The 14,168-nt window shown below is 65.3% G+C and carries 16 protein-coding genes, 1 tRNA gene and 1 pseudogene; 9 read left to right on the forward strand and 9 right to left on the reverse strand.

The genetic code is table 11. The features are described from left to right. Positions 1-27: 27 nt before the first annotated feature. From F3J19_RS05560 to ssuD, 3 genes are all read right to left on the reverse strand, one after another. The gene (locus F3J19_RS05560) at positions 28-1,095 is read right to left on the reverse strand and encodes an ATP-binding cassette domain-containing protein (protein ID WP_167038598.1); all 1,068 of its coding nucleotides are present in this window, start codon (positions 1,093-1,095) and stop codon (positions 28-30) included. Beyond that, the gene (gene ssuC, locus F3J19_RS05565; RefSeq protein WP_167038600.1) at positions 1,092-1,943 is read right to left on the reverse strand and encodes an aliphatic sulfonate ABC transporter permease SsuC; all 852 of its coding nucleotides are present in this window, start codon (positions 1,941-1,943) and stop codon (positions 1,092-1,094) included. The genes F3J19_RS05560 and ssuC overlap by 4 nt, the downstream gene beginning before the upstream one ends. Positions 1,944-2,041: 98 nt before the next feature. Continuing rightward, a complete protein-coding gene (gene ssuD / locus F3J19_RS05570; RefSeq protein ID WP_167038602.1) occupies positions 2,042-3,202 on the reverse strand; it encodes an FMNH2-dependent alkanesulfonate monooxygenase in 1,161 nt (386 codons plus the stop codon). A gap of 578 nt (positions 3,203-3,780) precedes the next feature. On the opposite strand from ssuD, the gene F3J19_RS05575 reads away from it, so the two are divergent. Continuing rightward, positions 3,781-4,206, forward strand: coding sequence for a hypothetical protein (locus F3J19_RS05575; protein WP_167038604.1), 426 nt, complete (start codon positions 3,781-3,783; stop codon positions 4,204-4,206). A 63-nt stretch (positions 4,207-4,269) separates the two neighbouring features. Here the strand turns inward: F3J19_RS05575 and F3J19_RS05580 are convergent, their stop codons facing one another. Both F3J19_RS05580 and F3J19_RS05585 read right to left on the reverse strand, forming a co-directional pair. After that, positions 4,270-5,406: an enoyl-CoA hydratase/isomerase family protein gene (locus F3J19_RS05580; protein WP_167038606.1), complete on the reverse strand. Its 1,137-nt coding sequence runs from the start codon at positions 5,404-5,406 to the stop codon at positions 4,270-4,272. An 87-nt stretch (positions 5,407-5,493) separates the two neighbouring features. Beyond that, positions 5,494-5,778 (reverse strand): DUF1488 domain-containing protein, encoded by a 285-nt coding sequence (locus F3J19_RS05585; RefSeq protein ID WP_167038608.1) that lies wholly within the window; start codon positions 5,776-5,778, stop codon positions 5,494-5,496. A 282-nt stretch (positions 5,779-6,060) separates the two neighbouring features. Here F3J19_RS05585 and F3J19_RS05590 point away from each other — a divergent pair, with 282 nt between their 5' ends. Continuing rightward, complete coding sequence (locus tag F3J19_RS05590; RefSeq protein ID WP_167038610.1) at positions 6,061-6,252, forward strand: hypothetical protein; 192 nt, start codon at positions 6,061-6,063, stop codon at positions 6,250-6,252. A 97-nt stretch (positions 6,253-6,349) separates the two neighbouring features. Next, positions 6,350-6,739 (forward strand): hypothetical protein, encoded by a 390-nt coding sequence (locus F3J19_RS05595; protein WP_167038612.1) that lies wholly within the window; start codon positions 6,350-6,352, stop codon positions 6,737-6,739. A gap of 40 nt (positions 6,740-6,779) precedes the next feature. Here F3J19_RS05595 and F3J19_RS05600 read toward each other — a convergent pair whose 3' ends face one another. Then, a complete protein-coding gene (locus F3J19_RS05600; protein ID WP_167038614.1) occupies positions 6,780-7,118 on the reverse strand; it encodes a multidrug efflux SMR transporter in 339 nt (112 codons plus the stop codon). Between the two features lie 4 nt (positions 7,119-7,122). After that, the gene (locus F3J19_RS05605) at positions 7,123-7,620 is read right to left on the reverse strand and encodes a heme-degrading domain-containing protein (RefSeq protein WP_167038696.1); all 498 of its coding nucleotides are present in this window, start codon (positions 7,618-7,620) and stop codon (positions 7,123-7,125) included. Positions 7,621-7,847: 227 nt separating this feature from the next. Here F3J19_RS05605 and F3J19_RS05610 point away from each other — a divergent pair. Then, a tRNA-Met gene (locus tag F3J19_RS05610) sits at positions 7,848-7,924 on the forward strand. A 404-nt stretch (positions 7,925-8,328) separates the two neighbouring features. Here F3J19_RS05610 and F3J19_RS32535 read toward each other — a convergent pair. Further along, positions 8,329-8,742, reverse strand: a complete 414-nt coding sequence (locus F3J19_RS32535) for a hypothetical protein (protein WP_240158758.1) — start codon at positions 8,740-8,742, stop codon at positions 8,329-8,331. A gap of 680 nt (positions 8,743-9,422) precedes the next feature. Here F3J19_RS32535 and F3J19_RS05620 point away from each other — a divergent pair. After that, positions 9,423-10,054 (forward strand): annotated as a pseudogene (locus F3J19_RS05620) (IS5 family transposase); the annotation flags it as partial. On the opposite strand, the gene F3J19_RS05625 reads toward F3J19_RS05620, so the two are convergent. Next, positions 10,055-10,594 carry a hypothetical protein gene (locus F3J19_RS05625; protein ID WP_167038052.1) on the reverse strand — a complete coding sequence of 180 codons (540 nt, stop codon included), beginning with the start codon at positions 10,592-10,594 and terminating at the stop codon, positions 10,055-10,057. A gap of 80 nt (positions 10,595-10,674) precedes the next feature. Between F3J19_RS05625 and F3J19_RS05630 the strand changes: the two genes are divergently transcribed. The 4 genes from F3J19_RS05630 (at position 10,675) to F3J19_RS05645 (ending at position 14,126) form a co-directional block, all read left to right on the forward strand. Continuing rightward, a complete protein-coding gene (locus F3J19_RS05630; protein WP_167038618.1) occupies positions 10,675-11,220 on the forward strand; it encodes an NUDIX hydrolase in 546 nt (181 codons plus the stop codon). Between the two features lie 9 nt (positions 11,221-11,229). Continuing rightward, positions 11,230-11,967 carry a leucyl/phenylalanyl-tRNA--protein transferase gene (aat, locus tag F3J19_RS05635; protein WP_167038620.1) on the forward strand — a complete coding sequence of 246 codons (738 nt, stop codon included), beginning with the start codon at positions 11,230-11,232 and terminating at the stop codon, positions 11,965-11,967. Positions 11,968-12,076: 109 nt separating this feature from the next. Further along, the gene (locus F3J19_RS05640; RefSeq protein WP_167038622.1) at positions 12,077-12,898 is read left to right on the forward strand and encodes an arginyltransferase; all 822 of its coding nucleotides are present in this window, start codon (positions 12,077-12,079) and stop codon (positions 12,896-12,898) included. Positions 12,899-13,103: 205 nt separating this feature from the next. Further along, a complete protein-coding gene (locus F3J19_RS05645; RefSeq protein WP_167038624.1) occupies positions 13,104-14,126 on the forward strand; it encodes a quinone-dependent dihydroorotate dehydrogenase in 1,023 nt (340 codons plus the stop codon). Positions 14,127-14,168: the final 42 nt, after the last annotated feature.

A 14,168-nucleotide genomic window follows, 5' to 3' on the forward strand; every position in this document is an offset into this window, starting at 1 on the left:
AATCGGTAAGAACCGCGGATTGGGATGTCAGATCGCCCAGCGCACGTCGGTCGGACGCGCGAACCGCTCCGGCGCCGGTTCGCCATAGGCGCGATGCAGAAGCGTGTCGTCATTGGGGCCGGTTTTCAGCACGCGTTGCAGCACGTGTTCTTCGAGCGCGGCGAAACCCGCCGACGCGCGCGCACGCGGGCGCGCGAGCGCCACCGGCTGATCGAGTGCGATGCGCCCCTCTTCGATCAGCAGAATCCGGTCGCCGAGCGCGACCGCTTCGTGCACGTCGTGCGTGACGAGCAACGCGGTGAAGCGATGTTCGCGCCACAGCCGCTCGATCAACGCGTGCATTTCGATGCGCGTCAACGCATCGAGCGCGCCGAGCGGTTCGTCGAGCAGCAGCAATTGCGGACGATGCACGAGCGCCCGCGCAAGCGCGACGCGCTGACGCTGGCCGCCCGACAGTTGCGCGGGCCAGTCGTTCGCGCGTTCGAGCAGACCGACTTCGGCGAGCACGGCACGCGCGTCGTCGCGCGCCCCGCGGCCGAGACCGAGCGTCACGTTCTGCAGCACGGTCTTCCACGGCAGCAGGCGCGCGTCCTGAAACATGATGCAGGTGTCGAGCGGACCCTCGTCTGCCGCACGCTTTTCGAGCACGCCCGAACTGGTCTCTTCGAGACCGGCGACGAGCCGCAGTAGTGTCGATTTCCCGCAACCGCTGCGACCGACGATCGCGACGAAACTGCCGCGCTCGATCGACAGATCGAAATCCGACAGCACCTGGCGCTCTCCATACCGCTTGCCGACACCGCGCAATTGCACGGCGTAATCGCTGTCGTAACGCGCGTCGTGGCGGGAAAGCGCGCCGTCCGCCGCCAGCGTTTTATCGCCCGCGCCGTGGCGTGCTTTTTCGCGCGATTGCAACTGGGTCTGCGTTTTCGTCTGCGACTGCGCCCGCTCCAGCGCATGCTGTACCGCGCCGCCGCGCCCCGCATCGAGCGCTTCATTTGCATCGCGGTCCGCGACCCGCGTCTGCGCGAGCTCGGCTTCGAGATCGCGTCCCGCGACTGCGCCGAAGGTCGTCGACAATATCGTTGCACTCATGCTTTTGCTCCTCGCTGATAAGCCGGATGCCAGCGCAGCGACACGCGTTCGAGGCTTTTCGCGAGCACGTCGGCGAGCTTGCCGAGCGCCGCGTACAGCAGAATGCCGACCACTACCACATCGGTTTGCAGGAATTCGCGCGCGTTCATCGTCATGTAGCCGATGCCCGATTGCGCGGAAATAGTTTCGGCGACGATCAGCGTGACCCACATGAGCCCAAGCGCGAAACGCACGCCGACCAGAATCGACGGCAACGCGCCCGGCAGGATCACGTGCCGGTACAGCGCGAAACCATTGACGCCATAGCTGCGCGCCATCTCGACCAGATTCGCGTCGACCGAGCGGATACCGTGGAACGTGTTCACATAGACCGGGAAAAACACGCCGAGCGCGACGAGAAACACCTTCGCTTCTTCTTCGATGCCGAACCACAGGATCACGAGCGGAATCATCGCGAGCGCGGGGATGTTACGGATCATCTGCACGGTCGAGTCGAGCACGACTTCGGCGGGCTTGAACAGCCCCGTCGCGAGTCCGAGCACGAGCCCGATGCCCCCGCCGATCGCAAAGCCCGATACCGCGCGCCACGTGCTGACCCGCACGTCGGCCCACATTTCGCCGGACTGGATCAGCGACCAGGCGGCCTTCACGACCGCGAGCGGTTCGGGCAGCACGCGCGTCGACAACACGCCGCTGCGCGCCGCGATTTCCCATGCGAGCAGAATCGCGAGCGGCGCGAGCCATGGCAGCAGATGCGCGCCGAAGCGGCGCAACGGATTCGCGTGCGTACCGGCCGCCGGCGCCGCAGCGCCGGCGCGCTGCCCCGCGCTCAAAGTGGTTGGGGTCATGATGGCTGTCCTTGTTGTCTGTCGAAAGTCGGCCTGTCGAAAGTCGTCGTGGCGCTGGCGCGCGGGCGCCGCGACATCCGCGCGCCTCACGGCGCCATTCAGCTCGCGCTCGCCGCCTTCGGCAGATGGTGGTTGCCGACGATCTCGCCGAACGGCCCCGACAGCGGTCCGTTCGCGACCTTGTTGAGCCGCTTCGGCAGCAGCGGGAACACGAGTTCGGCGAAACGATAGGATTCCTCCAGATGCGGATAGCCCGACAGGATGAACGTTTCGATGCCGAGTTCCGCGTATTCCTTCATGCGCGCGGCCACCTGCTCCGGACTGCCGACCAGCGCCGTGCCCGCGCCGCCGCGCACGAGGCCGACGCCCGCCCACAGATTCGGATAGATTTCGAGCTGCTCGCGCCCGCCGCGCTTGCCGCCGTGCAGCGCGGCCATGCGGCGTTGCCCTTCCGAGTCCATCTTCGCGAACGAGGCCTGGGCGCGCGCGATCGTGTCGTCGTCGAGCTTGCTGATCAGCTTGTCGGCGGCGGCCCACGCTTCCTCTTCGGTCTCGCGCACGATTACGTGCAGGCGGATGCCGAAGCGGATCTGCCGGTCGCGCGCCGCGGCGCGTGCGCGAATGTCGGCGATCTTCTTCGCCACCGCTTCGGGCGGCTCGCCCCAGGTCAGGTACGTATCGATGTGCTCGGCCGCGATGTCGTGCGCGGCCGCCGACGAACCGCCGAACCACAATGGCGGATGCGGCTTCTGCACCGGCGGATACAACGCCTTGCCACCCTTCGATTGCAGATGCTGGCCGTCGAAATCGATCGCGTCGTTGGTATGCGCGGCGCTCAGCAGCTTGCGCCAGATATGCAGGAATTCGTCGGTGATTTCGTAGCGCGTGTCGTGATCGACGAACACGCCGTCGCCCGCAAGTTCAGCCGCGTCGCCGCCGGTCACGACGTTGATCAGCAGCCGCCCGTTCGACAATCGGTCGAACGTCGCCGCCATGCGCGCGGCCAGCCCCGGCGACGAGAGCCCCGGGCGGATCGCCACGAGAAACTTGAGCCGCCGGGTCGCGGGAATCAGGCTCGAGGCGACCACCCATGCATCCTCGCACGAGCGCCCGGTCGGCAGCAGCACGCCTTCGTAGCCGAGCGTGTCGGCGGCGACGGCGATCTGTCGGAAGTAATCGTAATCGGCTGCGCGCGCGCCTTGGGACGTACCGAGATACCGGCTGTCGCCGTGAGTCGGAATGAACCAGAACACATTCATGAGTTGTTGCTCCTGCCTGTTCTAACGAAGTAATGGGAAAACGCTGCGCGAGCGCCTGCCGCGCGCATCGAGCCGGTATGCGGCCACGCGCTGCAACGCATGGGGAAATTGAAAAATGGCCGGCCGGTTCAGGCCGGAGGCGGCTTACTCGCGGCGAGGCGGACAGCGCGAGCTACGGAGCGAACCGCCCCGCGAGCCGTGGCACGGCCGCGCGCGCATGCCGACGCGGCAATGGAAATACTTCGACGGCGGCAGGCTGAACATCGCGGCGGCTTTCCTCGACCAACGTGCGCGTAACGCGCCCGATTCAACGGATGACGGCGACCGGCGCCGTCTGCATGAGGAAACAGTCTATGGAGCGGCCCGAGGCTTTTGAACGATTTTTTTTGAGCTTAGGTTTTCCGCTTTCGTGATTAGCCCGACGCCCGAGCATACGGGTTCGCGCGCATACAGGTGTTGCGCTTTATGCACGCGGCGACGGGCGGCGCCAACCCTGTCGATATAATGGCGCACGTTTTCCGATCATCCGCTACAGGCTTTGCAGATTCGCGCCGCCTGTACCTTGCGCGGTGCAATGCATGCAAAAACTTATCCTGCCGTTCGTCGCCGGCTTTCTGGCCTCCCTGTTCTTTCGCGAAGCAACGCTGGCGCTGCTGCACGCCGCCGGCCTCATCGACCCGAGCGGCTTTTCGACCGCGCCGTTCCTGCCGCTCGGACTGCCTGAATTCATCGCCAACGCGATCTGGAGCGCATTCTGGGCCGTGCTGATGGCGTGGCTGCTGCGCGTCGCGCCGCAGCGGCGCGCGCCGTGGGTGCCGGCCTTCGTGTTCGGCGGCATCGTGCTGACGGCAGCGAGCGTGTTCGTCGTCGATCCGCTGCGCGGCATCTGGCCGAGCGGCAACATGCTGCCGCGGCTCGCGGTCGGTTTCGCGGCCAACGCGATGTGGGGCTGGGGCGCGCTCGTGTTCATGCGCGCGTTCATGGCGAGCGAAGAGGAAGCGTAAGCGCGGGCGAATCGGCTCGCGCCGGCCTCGCTCCGCTTGCTTCTTCAGCGGTTCGAGCGTGCTTCAGCCACGCAGATCGCGCAGCGGATGCTCGCTCTCCGCCCACGGACTGTCGAACATCTTCTCGACGTCGGCCGCGCGCACGTCCTCGATGCGAGCGACTCGCCAGGTCGGCGCGTTGTCCTTGTCGATGATGCGCGCGCGAATCCCTTCCACCGTGTCGCCAATTAAAAAACTCGAACGCGTCAGATCGAGATCGACGCGCAGCGCATCCGCCATCGAACCCTCGGCGCGCGTGACCACTTCCAGCGATACCGCCATCGACAACGGCGAGCGCTCGCGCAACACCGCGATCGTCTGCTCGGCCCACTCCGCCGCGTCGCCACCCCGCTCGCGCGCTTCGTCGAGCGAGGCGAGAATCCGCGCGACATCGGACAGCGCGAAATGCCGGTCGATCAATGCGCGCGCCCCCGCGAGCGGCGACTCGTCGGGCTGCGGCGCGACCTGATACGCGCGCGCCTCGCGCTCGATGCAGGCAACCACGTCCGCGCCGCGCTCGAACAGTTCGCAGCGCAATGTGTCGAGCAGCGCGGGCAGCGCCTCCTCGTCGATATAGGTATCGGCGAGACCCGCGTAGAGCGCGTCGGCCGCGCCGATCGTCTCGCCGGTCACCGCCAGATAACGGCCGATCGCCCCCGGCGTGCGCGCGAGAAACCAGCTCGCGCCGACGTCGGGAAAGAGGCCGATGCGCGTTTCGGGCATCGCCATCTTCGTCGATTGCGTGACGACCCGCAGGCCGCCCGTGCGATGCGCGCCCTGCGAAATACCCATGCCGCCGCCCATCACGATGCCGTTCATCAGCGCGACATAGGGCTTCGGATACGTGAAAATCGCGTGATTGAGGCGATATTCCTCGGTGAAAAATGTATCTCGCGATGCCTGATCGCCACGCTGCGCCGCCTCGTACATGAAGCGGATGTCGCCGCCCGCGCAGAACGCGCGCGCATGCTGGCTGCGCACCACGACCGCGAGCACCTCGGGGTCTTCGCGCCATTGATCGAGCGCCGCGTGCATCGCGCGGATCATGCCGGTCGACAGCGCGTTGAGCGCCTTGGGCCGCTCCAGTTCGATAAAGCCGATGCGGTTGGCTACGTGAGTCGCGATTTCGTCGCTGGCGGCAGGCGAGACGGAGATGGACATGGGAAACAGGGCGCGGCGGCGCGAGGTGAGAGGGAACTGAACGTTATCACGGGCTCGCGGCTTTGCGCCTTACGGGCAGATTCGGCGCTAGCCCGCCACCTGCCCCGGCGGAAAATGCCCGCTCTTCAGCAACACCGGCGTGCCGTTGCTGATCTGCAGATGCTCGCGCGCCACCGCTTCGATACGCGGCCGGCCGGCGTCGAATGCGCGCAGCCAGCCTTCGAGATCCTCGCTATAGGCGCCGAAATGGTCCTCGAGCGCTTCGACCGAGATCGCGCACGGCACCGGTTCGCCGTCCACCAGCGCGGGAAAGACGACGGTCAGATTCGAGTCGCGATAAGCGGGCGCGTCCGCGGGAAAGCGAATGTCCATGATCGCCTCATCAAAAGGTTCCGGCGGGAAGGCTGCGCCAGCGATAATCGGCCAGACGCGGCCGGCCTCCGCGAGTCACGCTATGGTACTCGTGCCGCCGGACCGGGGTCCAGCGGGCGGCGGCTCGCCCGAGGCAGTACCGGAAGCGCCGGATTCTGCGCCGACCGGCCACCGCCCGCCGCACTTATGCGGCTCCCGCCGGTCGAACCGTCCGATCGGCCCACTCCATCCCGTCGACAGGTTTGACCTCGGCGGCACGATTCCGAAATCAGCGAGCGCAATATGGGAAAATATTTTCTGCAGAATCAGGAACTGCCCGAGCCGGATGCGGCGAACCGATGGTTTGCCTACGCCGAAAGTCACGACATCGACATCCCGAGAGCCATCGGCATCTGGGAAGACGCGGCCACCGCGGCCGGCGTGGAAAGCCGCCGGCTCGTCAGCGCGGCGGGCATTACGATCGAAATACGCTAACCGGCGCAGGCGCCACGCGCGCCGCGCGCTGCCGGGCCGGCACAAGACCCTTGGCCCGGCAGCGCCTCTCTTTATCCGAACGAAAGGAAACTTCACGATGCATTTCACGACGCAACCGCGACACGCCGGCCGCCTCCACCGTCTCCGGCCAGGTGCCGCGCTTGCCCTCGTGCGCCGCGCGTCGCGGGCGATCGCGCCGGCGGCCGCCCTGCTGCTCGCCGCGGGCCTCGCGGGCTGCGCGTCGTCGAACACCACCACCCTGATCAACCTGCCGAACGGACAGACCGGCTTCGCGGTCAATTGCAGCGGCGCCGACGCCGGTTCGAGCTGGGCCTCGTGCTACGTGCAGGCCGGCAAGGCATGCGGCGCGACCGGCTACGACATCGTCTCGAAGGACAACGACGAAGGCGGCACCGCGGGCGGCAGCGTCACCAACGTCGTGTCGGCCAACGTCAAGAACCGCTCGATGATCGTGCGCTGCAAGTAAGCGGCGCGGCGCTCGACGTGCGCGAGTACGGATCGCCCGCTCAATGCGCCTGCATCTTCGAAAAAAGATTCAGCACGACGACGCCCGAGATGATGAGCCCGAGCCCGATCATCGCCGGTAGATCAGGCACCTGCCGGTAGAACAGGAGCGCGACCAGCGTGATCAGCACGATGCCCGCGCCTGACCACACCGCGTAGACGATGCCGACCGGAATGCTCCTCAGCGTGAGCGACAGGCAGTAGAACGCGATGCCGTAACCGGCCACCACGACCGTCGAGGGCAGCAGCCGCGAAAAGCCGTCGGAGGCGCGCATCGCAGAGGTCGCGATCACTTCGGCGACGATCGCGATGGCGAGCAAGGCATACGGAGGTAGCCGCATCGCGTCAGACCTTCGCAAGCGCGAGCTTGCCGTAGTCGTGCCCGAGATGCGCGCACAGCGCCTCGACGACGAACTCGTGATCGGCGCGCTGCGGCAGCCCCGACACCGTGATCGAGCCGATCACGCCGGCGCCCTCCACCGTCAGCGGAAACGCGCCGCCGTGCGACGCATATTCGGCCACCGGCAGACCGTGTCGGTCGGCGAGCGTCGCGCCGGCCAGCTGCATCTTCAGGCCGATCGCGTACGAACTGCGGCGAAAGTGCGCGACCGTGTTGCCCTTGCGGCGCGCCCAGTCGACGTTATCGGGCGTCGCGCCGTCGAGCAGGCTGAAAAACAGCGGCTGGCCGAAAGTGCGCACGTCGATCGCGGCGGCAACGCCGCGCGCCTTCGCGACCTCGCGCAAATGGACACCGACCTGCCACGCGCGGTCGGCATCGAAACGCGGAAACACGAGGGTCTTTTCCTGAGTGGCAATCACCTGCAGATCGTGAGCGATATCCATGAAATCCGGAGCGAGGAAAGAGTTGAAGCGCTCGCCGTCGTGAAGCATGGCGAGGCGCGTAAGGAACCGGAATTCTAGCGCAGCGTTTGCGGGCGGCCTCGCGCAAGCAGCGGTACGGCAGAGGACTCGCGCGGCAACGAGCCGCCCGCGCGAAGCGTAATGAAGCTAATCCTTACATGGCTATTGCGCCGGCTGTCGGGTTGTTCTATAATCTTTTCTTCGACGGACGCGGGGTGGAGCAGTCTGGCAGCTCGTCGGGCTCATAACCCGAAGGTCGTAGGTTCAAATCCTACCCCCGCAACCAGTCAAATCAAAGGGTTACAGCATTTTTGCGCGTAACCCTTTTGTCTTTTCCGGCTTCGTGTAACCACCATGTAACCCGCTGGCGTCGACGCGAATCTGCGCCTGTACGTACCATGCCAAACGGGGTTGAGGCGACCTGTCGCCGCTCGGGCCTGAAACAGCGCCGTCCGCTCCCGATGATTTCCGCATCCCGATCAGGGCGCGTGGAATGGCGAACCCTGACCATCATTCCCCGGCGACCTGCCATACCATCTGGTAGACGCGCAATCGTGAATCCCCGCATTCCGGGAAAACGCCCCGGAATCCGCTCGCAAGACATTGAGCCCTCTCCCAAATCCGTTATCAAAAGCTATCATTTTTGCAGGCTGCGGTGCCTGTCGATCCGTGCAGTGTCAGAGCGCGGCCTTATCCGGCTCCCCCCCGCACGTCATAACGCGAGCGCAGATGCGGCTTCTTCGTGATACGCAGCCGGAAGCACGCCGGGCACCAGGCACCACGATGGATCACGTTGCCCGGCAGGCTTTCCCATACATGCCCCATCGAACATTGCCATACGAGTCTGGCCTTGCTGCCCAGATACACGGTACTGAGACATTGGCCGCCGCGCTCATGGGCGACCGCCCGCATCTGTTCGAGCGTCGAGCGCTTCGACTCGTTCGCGCAATGCCGGCACCAGCTTCCCGCAATGACCAGATGCGCCCGAGCGCTCCACTCGTGCCCGTGCGCGCACCGGAAACGGTAGCGGGCCGCGACCGTGGAATAGCCTTCGTCCAGGCACTCGCCGCCGTACGATTGCGCGAGCGCCCTGAGTCGCGCCATCCCGTTCGGGTCACGCTGGTTTTCGCCATGCCGCTGGCTCGCGCAACGCGGACACCATCTGCCCTCGACGATTCTCGCCGCCACCGCCTGCCACTGGTGACCCCGCGCGCATTACCGTGACTGCAAACTGGGGTCTGTCCGGCTTCCTTCCCTGTTGCCGTGGCAGTCTCCGCAACGGCAACGAGCATGTTTCCCAGATGGCTGAATACCAGCCGATAACTATCTTTATTCACTTTGCCAATTCACGTTACGAAGCAATCAGGGTTCGTAAACTAATGACTGACGGGTTTTAAATCCAGAATAAAAAGATGAATAACCGTTAAATTTCGCATTAATACATCGTGAATAACGAATTAGGATTTATCTTATTTCAGACGGATATGTTTTATGCTGAAATAAAAAGCCCGTGCGGGACGGGCAGTTAAAACGGACACCAGCAGTTCATCGACGAAAGGTGTTGAAACCGGCCGTCTGGTTACGATGTACCCAGACGTGTCACCATGACCGCGTACACCGATCCCGGCACTCGCGTAGCAGTGCATGCACCCGCCGCCGCTCCTCGCGCCAGTACGTCGAGCACATGCCATGTTTCAACGCATTGAGCTTCGCGCCGGCTTTGCCCGCATTAGAGTCGCCAACACAACCTGGACATCAAGCGATGGACGCCATATCCTGGCGAGATGGCAAGACGAAAAATCAGTAACGAGTTGTGGGCGGCTCTGGAGCCGTTGATTCCAGTGTTCACGCCGTCGCCCAAAGGCGGACGCCGCCGGACGGTGGATGACCGCACAGCATTGAACGGCATCCTGTATGTCCTGCAAACAGGCATTCCATGGGAATACCTGCCGAAAGAACTGGGCTTCGGCAGCGGGATGACCTGCTGGCGAAGGCTACGCGACTGGCAAGCCGTAGGCGTGTGGGAGAAACTGCATCTGGCGATGCTTTGCCGATTGCGTGAGCATGACCAGATTGATTGGGAACGGGCAAGTCTTGATGCCGCCAGTGTTTCCAGCCCCCGGGGGGCCAGGAAACCGGCCCTAACCCGACAGACCGGGGCAAGCTCGGGTCGAAACGGCACATCGTCGTAGATGCGCGCGGCATTCCGTTGGCCATCACGGTCACGGGTGCTAACCGGCACGATTCGATGGCATTCGAGCCCACGCTTGATGCCATTCCTGCGGTGCCAGGCCTGAACGGACAGCCACGCAAACGCCCGGGCAAGCTGCATGCGGACAAGGGTGATGACTTTGCACGCTGCCGTCGTTACCTGAGGCAGCGCGGCATCACGGCCCGTATCGCCCGCCGTGGCGTGTCAAGGCCCGCGCAGCGCGGGCCTTGTCGTTTTCGGCCGTACCTGTCCCCGGAAAAGCGCACCATGCGCGACCGCTACGCCAGTCACGCTGCCGCCTTGCGCGATGCGCTGCGCTACGCCGTAGAGCGGTGCGGCAGGGAGGTGATCGAGCGGCAAATCGAGGAAATCGGGAAACGATTGCAGGATGATTTGCACGTTGGCGTCGCCGTGATTGGCCGTCTTGCAGGACGTGCGCAATTCGGCAAGGCAGGTGTCTTCGAGGTAGCCGCGCAGGGTCGGAATGCCGCGCGTTGCCTTGGCGACTTGCGAGCGCTTCACCTTGCGCACGGCAACAGTAGGCAGGGAATCACCTTTGCGGTCCTGTAGTTCCGACTCACGGCGGGCTGCTTCGCGTGCTTCGCCGGGTTCATATCCGGCCACCGGCCCACGGTAAAGCGGCCCATCGAACCGTCCGGGCGCATCCATCGGTATGTATAGGTTCTGAGCCTTGCAAGACTTTTTGTTTTTCTGGCAATCCCATGCCTGAAGCGATGCAAGCACGGCACCCCCGCGGCGTCCGTGCCTCAATAATCCCGCGCCCCGGTGATAAACTCCTATCACCCTTTCTCGTCCCCTTTCCAATGAAATTCTGTTCTGTCTGCGGCCACGGCGTCAGTCTGAGCATTCCGCCGGGCGACAATCGCGAGCGCTTCGTATGCGGCAGTTGCGGCACGGTGCACTATCAGAATCCGCGTAACGTGGTCGGCACCGTCCCGGTCTGGGACGACAAGGTGCTGCTGTGCCGTCGCGCGATCGAGCCGCGCTACGGCTACTGGACGCTGCCCGCCGGCTTCATGGAAATGGGCGAGACGACCGCCGAGGCCGCCTCGCGCGAAACGCTCGAGGAAGCCGGCGCGCGCGTCGAGGTGCAAAACCTGTTCTCGCTGCTGAACGTGCCGCACGTGCATCAGGTGCATCTGTTCTACATGGCGCGCCTGCTCGATCTCGACATCGCCGCCGGCGAGGAAAGCCTCGAAGTGAAGCTCTTCGAGGAACACGAAATTCCGTGGGACGAGATCGCCTTTCCGACCGTCGGCCAGACCCTGCGCTTCTTCTTCGCCGACCGCACGGCCGGCAGCTTCGGCCTGCACACGGGCGACATCTTCCGCTCGCTGCGCGAAGGCTAACGAGCGCACATGGTTCCCTGGCTCGGCGTCGACGATCCGTTTCCGCCTGTCGAGCGCGCGCTCGGCGCGTCGAGCGGCGCGCCGGGACTGCTCGCGGCGAGCGGCGACCTGCTGCCGTCGCGGCTTATCGACGCTTACCGGCGCGGCATCTTCCCCTGGTACTCGGACGGCCAGCCCGTGTTGTGGTGGAGCCCCGATCCGCGCATGGTCCTGCGCCCCGCCGAATTCAAGCTGTCGCCGTCGCTGCGCAAGACGCTCAAGCGCGTGCTGCGCGACGATGCATGGGAAATCCGCGTCGATCACGATTTCGCCGCCGTAATGCGCGCCTGCGCGCAAGCGCCGCGACGCGGACAGCGCGGCACCTGGATCACGGCCGACGTCGTCGAGGCGTATTCGTCGCTGCATCGGATGGGCGATGCGCACAGCATCGAAACCTGGTTCGAGGGCCGGCGCGTGGGCGGTCTGTATGGCGTGTCGTTCGGCACCATGTTCTTCGGCGAATCGATGTACACCGAGGTCACCGACGGCTCGAAAATGGCGCTGGCCGCGCTGGTCGGGCACCTGCGACGTCACGAAGTAGAAATGATAGACTGCCAGCAGAACACATCGCATCTGGCGTCGCTGGGCGGGCGCGAGATAGCGCGCAAGGCGTTCGTCGCGCACGTTCGCGCGTCGGTTGGCGCACCGGCGATTCCGTGGCGCTTCGACAAGACCGCATGGGTCGAACTCTTCGCGCGCGCCGCATAGGAAGAATCAGGCCGAATCCGCTCCGCCGCCCGCGCCCATCAGGACCGGGGCCATGAACCGCCAGGCGCGCCGGGTTTGCATTACCAGAGACGCATTGAGAGCTGCCAACGTGACTCATCCCAACGAGCTGCCTCTTTCCCCGCTTTCAGCGCTGCAATTTTATGCAACGGCGCCCTATCCCTGCAGTTATCTGGACGGCCGCATCGCCCGCTCGCAGGTCGCCACCCCCAGTCACCTCATCAATTCGGACGTCTATACGGAACTCGTGAAAGCGGGCTTCCGGCGCTCGGGCGTCTTCACCTATCGCCCCTATTGCGACGGCTGCCGCGCCTGCGTGCCGGTGCGCGTGCCGGTCGAGCGTTTCCAGCCGAACCGCACGCAGCGCCGCGTGTGGAAAAAGCATGGCGAGCTGGTCGCCACCGTCGCACCGCTGCACTACGACGAGGAGCACTACACGCTCTACATGCGCTACCAGTCGGCGCGCCACGCGGGCGGCGGCATGGACCGCGACAGCCGCGACCAGTACGAGCAGTTCCTGCTGCAAAGCCGGATCAACTCGCGGCTCGTCGAATTTCGCGAACCGTCGCCGGAGCACCCCGGCGCACCGGGCACGCTGCGCATGATCAGCATGATCGACATTCTCGGCGACGGGCTCTCGTCGGTGTACACGTTCTTCGAGCCCGGCCTGCCGCACGCGAGCTTCGGCACCTACAACATCTGCTGGCAGATCGAGCAGGCGCGCAGCCTGAACCTGCCCTACGTGTACCTCGGCTACTGGATTCGCGAGAGCCCGAAAATGGCCTACAAGGCGAATTTCCGGCCGCTCGAAGGTTTGCTCGACGGCGCCTGGCGGGTGCTCGATCCAACCAGTGTCGACCTGCCGCCGGTCGATCTCGCGATGCACGGCCGGCGCGGACCGCTGCGGCCGTAGCGGCTCCCTGACAGCAACGGCCCGGAGCAGGCAAACCGCGTTGTCGACGCCGGCCCCGCTCGCCGGCGCGGCCCATGTGCATGCCGCGTCCACCACGCTCCGGCGCCTTCCTACGCCCCGATCACGCCCCCAATCGGTCTCATCGAAGCCCAAAGCCGGTAAAATAACGGGTTCCCATTTTCCGGCCGTCCGGCTGCCTCGTCCCGTGCTCAGCTCCCTTTACCCGCTTGTTCGCGCCCGGCTCTTTCGCATGGACGCGGAAGACGCCCATCATCTGACCTTGCGCATGCTCGGCGCCATCGGCCGCACCGGCCTCGCCAGCGCGCTCGCGCCGCGCGTGCCGGACGCGCCGCGCACCGTGATGGGCCTCACGTTCCGCAACCCGGTCGGACTCGCGGCGGGGCTCGACAAGGACGGCGCGTGCATCGACGGCCTCGCCGCGCTCGGCTTCGGCTTCATCGAGATCGGCACCGTGACGCCGCGCGCGCAGCCGGGCAATCCGCGCCCGCGCATATTCCGGCTGCCGCAAGCGAACGCGGTGATCAACCGGATGGGCTTCAACAACGCCGGCGTCGACCAGTTCGTGCAGAACGTGCAGGCCGCGCGCTATCGCGGCATCCTCGGGCTGAACATCGGCAAGAACGCCGACACGCCGATCGAGCGCGCCGCCGAAGACTATCTCTACTGCCTCGAACGCGTATATCCGTTCGCGAGCTACGTGACGGTCAACATCTCCTCGCCGAATACGAAGAACCTGCGCCAGCTGCAAGGCGCCGACGAACTCGACGCGCTGCTCGCCGCGCTCAAGGACAAGCAGCAGCGTCTCGCCGACCTGCACGGCAAGCTCGTGCCGCTCGCGCTGAAAATCGCGCCGGACCTCGACGACGAGCAGATCAAGTCGATCGCCGGCACCCTGCTGCGCCACCGGTTCGAAGGCGTGATCGCGACCAATACGACGCTCTCGCGCACCGCGGTCGCCGGCCTGCAGCACGGCGACGAAGCCGGCGGCCTGTCGGGCAAGCCGGTGTTCGACGCGTCGAACGAGGTGATTCGCAAACTGCGCGCCGAGGTCGGCGAGACGGTGCCGATCATCGGCGTCGGCGGCATTTTCTCGGGCGAGGACGCGCACGCGAAGCTCGCGGCCGGCGCGTCGCTCGTGCAGCTCTATACCGGTTTTATCTATCGGGGGCCGGCGCTCGTCGCCGAATGCGCACAGGCGTTGCGCTGAAATCAGCCGGCGCGCCGCCCCGGAATATAGACATAAACAAAC

Origin of the sequence: Burkholderia sp. Ax-1724, assembly GCF_011752995.1 — a bacterium.
Lineage (GTDB): Bacteria > Pseudomonadota > Gammaproteobacteria > Burkholderiales > Burkholderiaceae > Paraburkholderia.

Excerpts from the sequence above, each read along its gene's own strand:
- F3J19_RS05630 (WP_167038618.1), top strand. The coding sequence starts at position 10,675 with ATGAAATTCTGTTCTGTCTGCGGCCACGGCGTCAGTCTGAGCATTCCG.
- F3J19_RS05585 (WP_167038608.1), bottom strand. The coding sequence starts at position 5,778 with ATGGACATTCGCTTTCCCGCGGACGCGCCCGCTTATCGCGACTCGAAT.
- F3J19_RS05595 (WP_167038612.1), top strand. The coding sequence starts at position 6,350 with ATGCATTTCACGACGCAACCGCGACACGCCGGCCGCCTCCACCGTCTC.
- ssuC (WP_167038600.1), bottom strand. The coding sequence starts at position 1,943 with ATGACCCCAACCACTTTGAGCGCGGGGCAGCGCGCCGGCGCTGCGGCG.
- F3J19_RS05600 (WP_167038614.1), bottom strand. The coding sequence starts at position 7,118 with ATGCGGCTACCTCCGTATGCCTTGCTCGCCATCGCGATCGTCGCCGAA.
- F3J19_RS05580 (WP_167038606.1), bottom strand. The coding sequence starts at position 5,406 with ATGTCCATCTCCGTCTCGCCTGCCGCCAGCGACGAAATCGCGACTCAC.
- ssuD (WP_167038602.1), bottom strand. The coding sequence starts at position 3,202 with ATGAATGTGTTCTGGTTCATTCCGACTCACGGCGACAGCCGGTATCTC.
- F3J19_RS05590 (WP_167038610.1), top strand. The coding sequence starts at position 6,061 with ATGGGAAAATATTTTCTGCAGAATCAGGAACTGCCCGAGCCGGATGCG.
- F3J19_RS05560 (WP_167038598.1), bottom strand. The coding sequence starts at position 1,095 with ATGAGTGCAACGATATTGTCGACGACCTTCGGCGCAGTCGCGGGACGC.
- aat (WP_167038620.1), top strand. The coding sequence starts at position 11,230 with ATGGTTCCCTGGCTCGGCGTCGACGATCCGTTTCCGCCTGTCGAGCGC.
- F3J19_RS05575 (WP_167038604.1), top strand. The coding sequence starts at position 3,781 with ATGCAAAAACTTATCCTGCCGTTCGTCGCCGGCTTTCTGGCCTCCCTG.
- F3J19_RS05605 (WP_167038696.1), bottom strand. The coding sequence starts at position 7,620 with ATGGATATCGCTCACGATCTGCAGGTGATTGCCACTCAGGAAAAGACC.
- F3J19_RS32535 (WP_240158758.1), bottom strand. The coding sequence starts at position 8,742 with ATGGCGCGACTCAGGGCGCTCGCGCAATCGTACGGCGGCGAGTGCCTG.